This is a genomic window from Candidatus Eisenbacteria bacterium (assembly GCA_016867495.1).
Taxonomy (GTDB): domain Bacteria; phylum Eisenbacteria; class RBG-16-71-46; order CAIMUX01; family VGJL01; genus VGJL01.
Window position 1 is genome coordinate 1 of the sequence record VGJL01000133.1, and the last position, 7,054, is coordinate 7,054.

Annotated in this window: 5 protein-coding genes; all 5 read left to right on the forward strand. The window is 69.1% G+C overall.

The features are described from left to right. A partial coding sequence (locus tag FJY88_10490; protein ID MBM3287760.1) for a DUF354 domain-containing protein occupies positions 1-577 on the forward strand: 577 nt, incomplete at its 5' end. Continuing rightward, complete coding sequence (locus tag FJY88_10495; protein MBM3287761.1) at positions 574-2,619, forward strand: hypothetical protein; 2,046 nt, start codon at positions 574-576, stop codon at positions 2,617-2,619. The genes FJY88_10490 and FJY88_10495, both read left to right, overlap by 4 nt. After that, complete coding sequence (locus FJY88_10500) at positions 2,616-4,298, forward strand: hypothetical protein (protein MBM3287762.1); 1,683 nt, start codon at positions 2,616-2,618, stop codon at positions 4,296-4,298. The genes FJY88_10495 and FJY88_10500 overlap by 4 nt, the downstream gene beginning before the upstream one ends. Then, the gene (locus tag FJY88_10505; protein MBM3287763.1) at positions 4,295-5,548 is read left to right on the forward strand and encodes a hypothetical protein; all 1,254 of its coding nucleotides are present in this window, start codon (positions 4,295-4,297) and stop codon (positions 5,546-5,548) included. The genes FJY88_10500 and FJY88_10505 overlap by 4 nt, the downstream gene beginning before the upstream one ends. A gap of 249 nt (positions 5,549-5,797) precedes the next feature. Then, the coding region (locus FJY88_10510) for an asparagine synthetase B (protein ID MBM3287764.1) at positions 5,798-7,054 on the forward strand (1,257 nt) is incomplete at its 3' end.

Consider the following 7,054-nt stretch of genomic DNA (forward strand, 5'->3'; position numbering starts at 1 on the left):
CGCCGGGTTCCATCCCGATCCCGCGTTCGCCTCGACGCTGCGCGCGGCGATCGAGCCCACGCCGGCGGGGGAGTGGGACATCGAGAAGGATATCCTTGCCGTGCTGAGACCGCCGGCCACCTTCGCCCTCTACCACGGGTTTGGAAATGCCCTCTTCGCGCGCGTGATCGATCGCCTGCTCGGCGAGCCCTCTCTCCGCGTGCTGGTCGCCCCTCGGACCGACGAGCAGAGGCGCGGAATTCTCGCCCGGGGCAATGGGAACCTCCGCGTTCTCGCCCGCGGAGTCAGAGGACTCGATCTGCTCGCCCGCGCCGATCTCGTGGTCAGCGCGGGGGGAACGATGAACCGCGAGGCGGCTCTTCTCGGCACGCCCGCCTACACGGTGCTCGCGGCGCCTCTCGGCGCCGTCGATCGCTGGCTCATCGAGCAGGGCCGCCTGATCCATGTCTGCGGGGACGCCGATCTCGAGAAGATCGCGATCCGCAAGGCTACCGAACGCAGACTGCCGCTTGCGCGCGAGCGGATCGCCGAAGAGGTCTGCGATCGCATCCTCGAGCCGATCGGGAGGTTGTGGTGAGGAGCCGGCCGCTCTGGAAGCGGGCCCTCGGCCGCCTCCGCCGGGAGATGGGCGCCCGGCGTCACGCCGCGGCGGATGAGGAGATCCTGCGCCGCTTCCGCGACGGCGGCTTCATCACGGCGGACGAGAGTCGTCTCGTGAGCGAGAGGCTCGACTCCGCGCCACCCGAGCCGCTCGTCCTGCCCGAGTCCCCGATCGGAAGGGTCCGCCCAACGATCGATCGGCAGGCCGCTCTCGTGGAAGCCGGGGATGCGATTCGCGGGTCGATCCGCCTCTTCGGTCGGGAGCAGGATCTCCTCGATCCCTCCTCATGGCATCGCGATCCGCTTCGTTCGACGCCCTGGCCCGACTGCAATCACGCGCGCATCCGACTCGACGATCCCGGGCGCGGGGGAGATGCGCGGATGGCCTGGGAGCCGGCGCGTTTTCACAATGCCCTGCTCCTGGCGAGGGCGCACCTCGTCGCGCCGGAGTCGGGCGCCGCGGGATCCCTGCTCGCGCAGATCGAGTCGTTCGAGACCGGTTGCTCGCCCTTCCGTACGATCCACTGGGCGGTGGGGATGGAGGTGGCGATCCGCGGGGCGGCCCTCTGCTTCGCGCTGGAATCTCTCCGTGGCGCGCCGGAGCTGACCGCCGGCCGGCGCGAGCGGATCGTCAGGCTCTTGTTCCTCCACGGCCTCTTCCTGGAGCATCACATCGAGCGCAATCCCCTTGGGTTCACAACGAACCACACGATCGCGGACCATGCGGGACTCTGCATCCTCGGGCAGCTCTACCGTGGCGCCGATGCGGGGGAGCGCTGGCGGGCGATCGGCGCGGCGGGACTGCGGGAGTGTCTCGCGGAGCAGGTGCTTGCGGGCGGAGCCCATGCGGAGGGATCGCTGCCGTATGAGCGGTTCTGTCTGGAAGCGGGCCTGGCCGCTTTCGCCGCCCTCCCGTCCCAGGAGCGGGTGGGACTGGACGGGCCGCTCCGCGCGCTGGCGCTCCATCTGAGGGCTGCGGCCCTACCCTCCGGCTTGCCCTTCATCGGGGACGGCGACGATTCCTTCTTCCCGCCGTTCGCCTGTCGGCCGTTCGAAGCGCTCGATCCGCTCGATCCCGAGCCTGTGCTGCAGGCCGCGGAGGCTCTTCTTGCTCTGCCGGGTCTGCGGCTGCGGCGCGAGAGCTGCGAGGCAGCGATCTGGCTGGGAGCCGCGGGGGATGTCGAGTCCGGGACGGCGACCCCGCGAGCCGTGGCTGGGTCATCGGACGCGGCAGCGACGCCGCCCGCATCGGCCCCGCCGCCCTCTCCGTCCGGCCTCACGCCACACGCGCGGGGGTTCATTCCCTTCGATGCCCCGCCCCTGCGCGGCCTGATCGTCGCGCGGGACAGACACCAGGGTTGGCTTCCCACGCACGCGCACAACGATCTTCTTTCGATCGTCCTCGACCTCGCGGGCGAGCCGCTTCTGATCGACCCGGGCACGGGAGGGTACGGTTGCGATCGCGCGTTGCGCCATCGCTTGCGGTCGACCGGGGCCCATTCCACTCTGGAACTCGCCGGTAGGGAGCAGAGCCCCATCGATCCGCGCACGACTTTCGAGGGGCCCGCGAGCATCTCATGCGGCGCGCGCGTGCGGCGCGCCGATCGTCCGGACATCGCCTGCTGGCACGAAGGCTTCGGCGAAGGGTTGATCCATACCCGCCGCGTTCGCGTCCGCATGCGCTTGCTCTTCATCGAGGATGTCGTCTCCTCGCGCGATGCGCCCGGCGCGCCGGAGGCCGTCGAGTCGATCCTTCGTTTCCGATTGGGGCCGGGCGCGAGGGTCCGCGTCGAGGAGAACCGCCGCGGACAGGCGTGCGCGATCGATCTCCCGTCCGGAACGGCCCGGTTTATCCTGTTGCGCCCCGCCTCTGCATCCTGGCAGATTGGAGCGGAGCCGATTTCCCGCCGCTACGGGAGCGCGGAATCGGCGCCGGTTCTGGAGGCGAGACACGTCGGTCCGCCGCCGCATCGCTGGCTCACGGTGGTGCGTGCGGAGGCGCCGCGAAATCGATCATGATGAGATCACCCAATAGGCGGTTCTTCGAGACTCTTCAGAGGGGCATGCTCCGCCTCTTCGTCGTGGCTGTGCCGCTCGCCGCCCTGCCTTCCGCCGCCGCATCCCAGTCGGCTTCGGATCTCCAGGAGCTGCGGCGCTTCCAGCGGCAAGCGCAGGAAGCCGCGAAGGAATCGCCCGAGGCGTTCGCGCGGCCGCTGGGCCAGAGGCCCGCGGACCGCTCGGCAGAGGAGCCTCTGCTTGAGGGCCCGATCGACCCCGCCCTCTATGTCGTGGGGCCCGGCGACGTGCTCGGCCTGACCTTGCAGGGAACGATCCGCAGGTTCGATGAGCTGGAGGTCTCGCCGGAGGGATTCGTTCTCATCCCCGGCGCCGGCCCGGTCACGGTCGCAGGCATGACCCTCGAGCAGGCCCGCGTCCTGATCGGCGATGAAGCGATGCGTTCCTATCGGAACGTGCAGGTGATCGTGAATCTCCAGCGGCTGCGGCGGTTCGCGGTCTTCGTCCTCGGCCAGGTCGCGGCCCCCGGGCAGTACCAGGCCAGCCAGGCCGACCGCGCCTCGGAGGGAATCCAGCTCGCGGGCGGGCCGTTGCCGAACGCCTCGGACCGCGCGATCCACATCTTCCGGCGGGACCGCGAGGCCATCCGTTGCGATCTTCTCGGTTTCTGGAGGACCGGGGATTTGCAGTCGAATCCGCAGCTACAGGACGGCGATGTCCTGATCGTGGGGTTCCGCCGCGAAGGTGTGATGATGAACGGCGAGGTCAACAAGCCCGGGCAGATCGAGTTCCTCGAGGGGGACTCGCTCGGCGGGATGATCCGCCTGGCGGGCGGGCTCACACAGAAGGCCACGCTCGACACGATCGAGATCGCTCGCTACGCGCCGGGGAGCACGGTGCCGAGCATCTCGTATCTCTTCGCCGGCGCCGAGCGACGGTCTTCCGCGTGGAGCTTCCGCTTGCAGGCCCGCGACGCGATCCAGATCCGCACCGATCCGAACTGGGACGTGCGCCATCGCGTGGAGGTTCGGGGGGAAGCCCGCTTCCCGGGGACTTACATCATCGACGAGGACAAGACGACCCTGACCGAGTTGCTGGCCCGGGCTGGCGGCTTCACGCCCGACGCCTCTCTCCGCGAGGCCACGCTGGTCCGCAGGGTCGATGAGTCGATCAAGGACCCCGAGTTCGAGCGCCTACGCCTCGTCTCCGCGGCCGACATGAGCCAGACGGAGTACGAGTATTTCAAGATGCGCGGGCGCCAGCGCCCCGGGCTCATGGCCGTCAACTTCACCGAGCTCTTCGAGGGCCGCAACAGCGCGCAGGATGTCCTCCTGCGCGACGGCGATGTCATCATCGTGCCCCTGAAGAAGACCTATGTGACCCTTGCCGGCCAGGTCGCGCTGCCGGGCAACATCCGCTACGAGACTGGACTATCGATCGAGGACTACATCGCCCGCTCGGGAGGGTACGCGTGGAAGGCCGCCAAGGGGCGCACCGTGCTGATCCGCGCCTCGACCGGCGAGTGGATCAAGCGGGGAGGCGGCGTCAGGGTGGGGCCGGGCGACACGATCTGGGTGCCGGAGAAGCCGGATCGGGAGTGGTACTCCATATTCAAGGACAGTCTGCTCATCCTGTCCCAGGTCGCGACGATCTACCTCGTGATCAAGACGAGCACGGAATGACGGCATCCGAGAACAGAACGGCTTCGCCTCAGGCGCCTGGGACCGGGCGCCTCGCCCTCGTTCCCTTTCTCGAGGTGATCGCGAGGAGGAAGGGAATGGTGATCGGCCTGGCGGTCGCCGCGGGCCTGATCGCGGGGATCATGGGTTTCGTCGTGCCCACGACCTACGAGACGAGCGTCACGATCATGCCTCCCGACCAGTCCTCTCCGCTCGGCTCGATAGGGGGAGGGATCCAATCAACGCTCGCGATGCTGCAGATAGGTTTCGCGCAGATCGCGACGTCCGACCTCTACGCCGACATGATCCGGAGCCGCTCGGTATTCGAGCACACGATCAGAGAGCTGGACCTGATCCGCGCCTTCGGAATCGCCGAGAAGGACTCCCTCAAGGCACTGACTTACGCTCTGCAGCAACTCGAGAGCGACGTCACGGTCCGAACGGCGAACAACGGCCTGATCACCCTCACGGTGCGCGCGCGGACGGGCTACCTTCCGGGCAAGGCCGACAAGATCGAGGCGCGGCGCCGTGTCGCGGCCATCGGCAACGAGCTCGTGCGCGGGCTCGACAAGGTCAATCGGGAGAAGAGCACGAGCCGAGCCCGCCAGACCCGGATCTATCTGGAACAGCAGGTCCAGACGACCGCAGAGCGGCTCGAGAAGACGGGACGCGACCTCGCCGAGTTCCAGTCGGCCCACCTCGCCATCGATGTGACCGAGCAGGTGAAGGCGGGGATCGCGGTCGCGGGGACGCTGCAGGGGCAACTCCTCGCCCGGGAGATCGAGCTTGGCGTCGCCCTGCAATCGATGCAGGCGAACCATCCCGACGTCCGCACCCTGCGCAACGAGGTGGCGGAGTTGCGCAGGAGGATCGGAGAGCTTCGGCGCGGCGGAGGCGGCGACTCGTCCGACCCGATCGATGCTGGACTCGACAAGATGCCCGAGCTGGGGCGCCTCTATGCAGGCTTCCTGCGAGAGGCGAAGATCCAGGAGGTCGTCTTCGAGCTTCTCACCGAGCAGCTCTACCGTGCGCGGATCCAGGAGACGCAGGACATCCCCGTCGTGCAGGTGCTCGATTCCGCGGCCGTGCCAGCCTTCAAGAAGAGCCCTGTGATCCGCAAGGTCGGCATGATCGCGGGGTTGCTGGGGCTTCTGCTCGGGATCTTCGTCGCCCATGCCCTCGAGTGGTGGGAGCGCTACCCGGGCCGGGAGGCCGACGCGCGGGCGCTGTCGGCGATGTTCCGCAGGCGCTGACCCAGGCGGGCCGGAAGCGCTCCACCCGGCGCGTCCATTTACCCCGATCGGTTCCCGAAGCCCCGCGCCGCGAACGCGAACCTGGCGGGGCGAAGGGAACTGCCGGCGTCTATTTGCCGACCGAAGACGTGGCCGAGCCGAGCGGATGCACCGGTAGCTCCCCACTCTCGCCGCTGCAACCGCCCTCCATCTGGTGCTAGAGTCCAGGGACTTCGTGAGCCGCGATTCCGACGGGGGGGCGCTGTACGGATGGGGGCGATCTGCGGACAGATCGGGCTCGAGCCTCGGGCCTTCGACGAGGGCATCCTCGATGGGATGATCTCCCGCCTTGGCCACAGAGGCGGAGAGGTGACGCGGATCCGGTGGCGCGACGCCTGGTTCGCCGCTCTCTCCGACGGGCCGCCGGCCGTTTGGCCTGCCCCGAGCCAAAACGCCCTGACCGTCCCCGGCGGGGTCGTGGATGGGCGCGTCGACAACGAGCGCGACCTCGTCGCGGAGCTGGCGCGGGAAGGCCGCCAGGGCGGGGCGAACGCCGGGCATCTCCTCTCCACCGGCCTGAGCGCCCACGGCCCCGCCTTCCTCGCGCGCTTGAAGGGGTTCTACGCGGCGGCGGTCCATGATCCGACGGCCGACACGACCTGGCTGATCCGCGACCCGATCGGGATGCGTCCCCTCTACCTGCATCGGACGCGCTCACGCATCCTCTTCGCGTCCGAGATCCGGGCGCTCCTGGCCGATCCGTCGGTCCGCCTCGAACTCGATCCTCCGCAACTGAGGGTCCTTCTCTCCCTCGGATTCAATCCGGCGCCGCACAGCCTCCTGAAGGGGATCCACAAGATGCCCCCGGGGCACTTCCTTCAGGTCACGCGCGGCGACGTGAAGGTCCATCGCGCCGACGCCCTGGATTCCGGAGAGCTCGACCTCTCGTTCGACGCGGCGGTCGACGCCTATCGAGGAATCCTGCAGGGCGTCGTTCGCCGCTGCGCGGCGGAGAAGACAGGCATCCTCCTGAGTGGCGGCGTCGATTCCTCCGCTCTGGCGCTCCTGCGGACCCGCGAGGGAAAGGAGGTCACGACCTACACGGCCGGCCTCGCCCGCGAAGGAGCCGAGGAAGACGAGAGGACCGCGGCATGGCAGGCCGCGCGGGCGCTTGGGACAGTCCATCGCGAGCGGATGATCGATCCATCGGAGATCCCGGCGCTCTTCGCAGCGACCGCGCGGATCTGCGAGGAGCCGGTCGCCGCGGCGTGGGGGCCTCTCTTCCTGCGTCTCGCGGAGGCGGCGACGGGCCAGGTGAAGCTCCTCTGGTCGGGCCAGGGAGCCGGGGCCCTGCACGGGGAAGACCCCGTCTGGCGCTGGGTCCTCATGGGAGAGTGGGTTTCGGGGCTCCCGCCCCTGCTGGGCCGGGTCGTGGGCGGCGTCGGCCGGCGCATCGGGAGCCTCAAGTCGGATGGGACCGGCTCCCGCATCCTCTCGTTTACCGAGGAGCGCGACAGGATCTACGGC

What these genes read in the sequence shown, in the direction of transcription:
- FJY88_10500 (MBM3287762.1), top strand. Translation starts at nt 2,616, where the DNA reads ATGATGAGATCACCCAATAGGCGGTTCTTCGAGACTCTTCAGAGGGGC.
- FJY88_10505 (MBM3287763.1), top strand. Translation starts at nt 4,295, where the DNA reads ATGACGGCATCCGAGAACAGAACGGCTTCGCCTCAGGCGCCTGGGACC.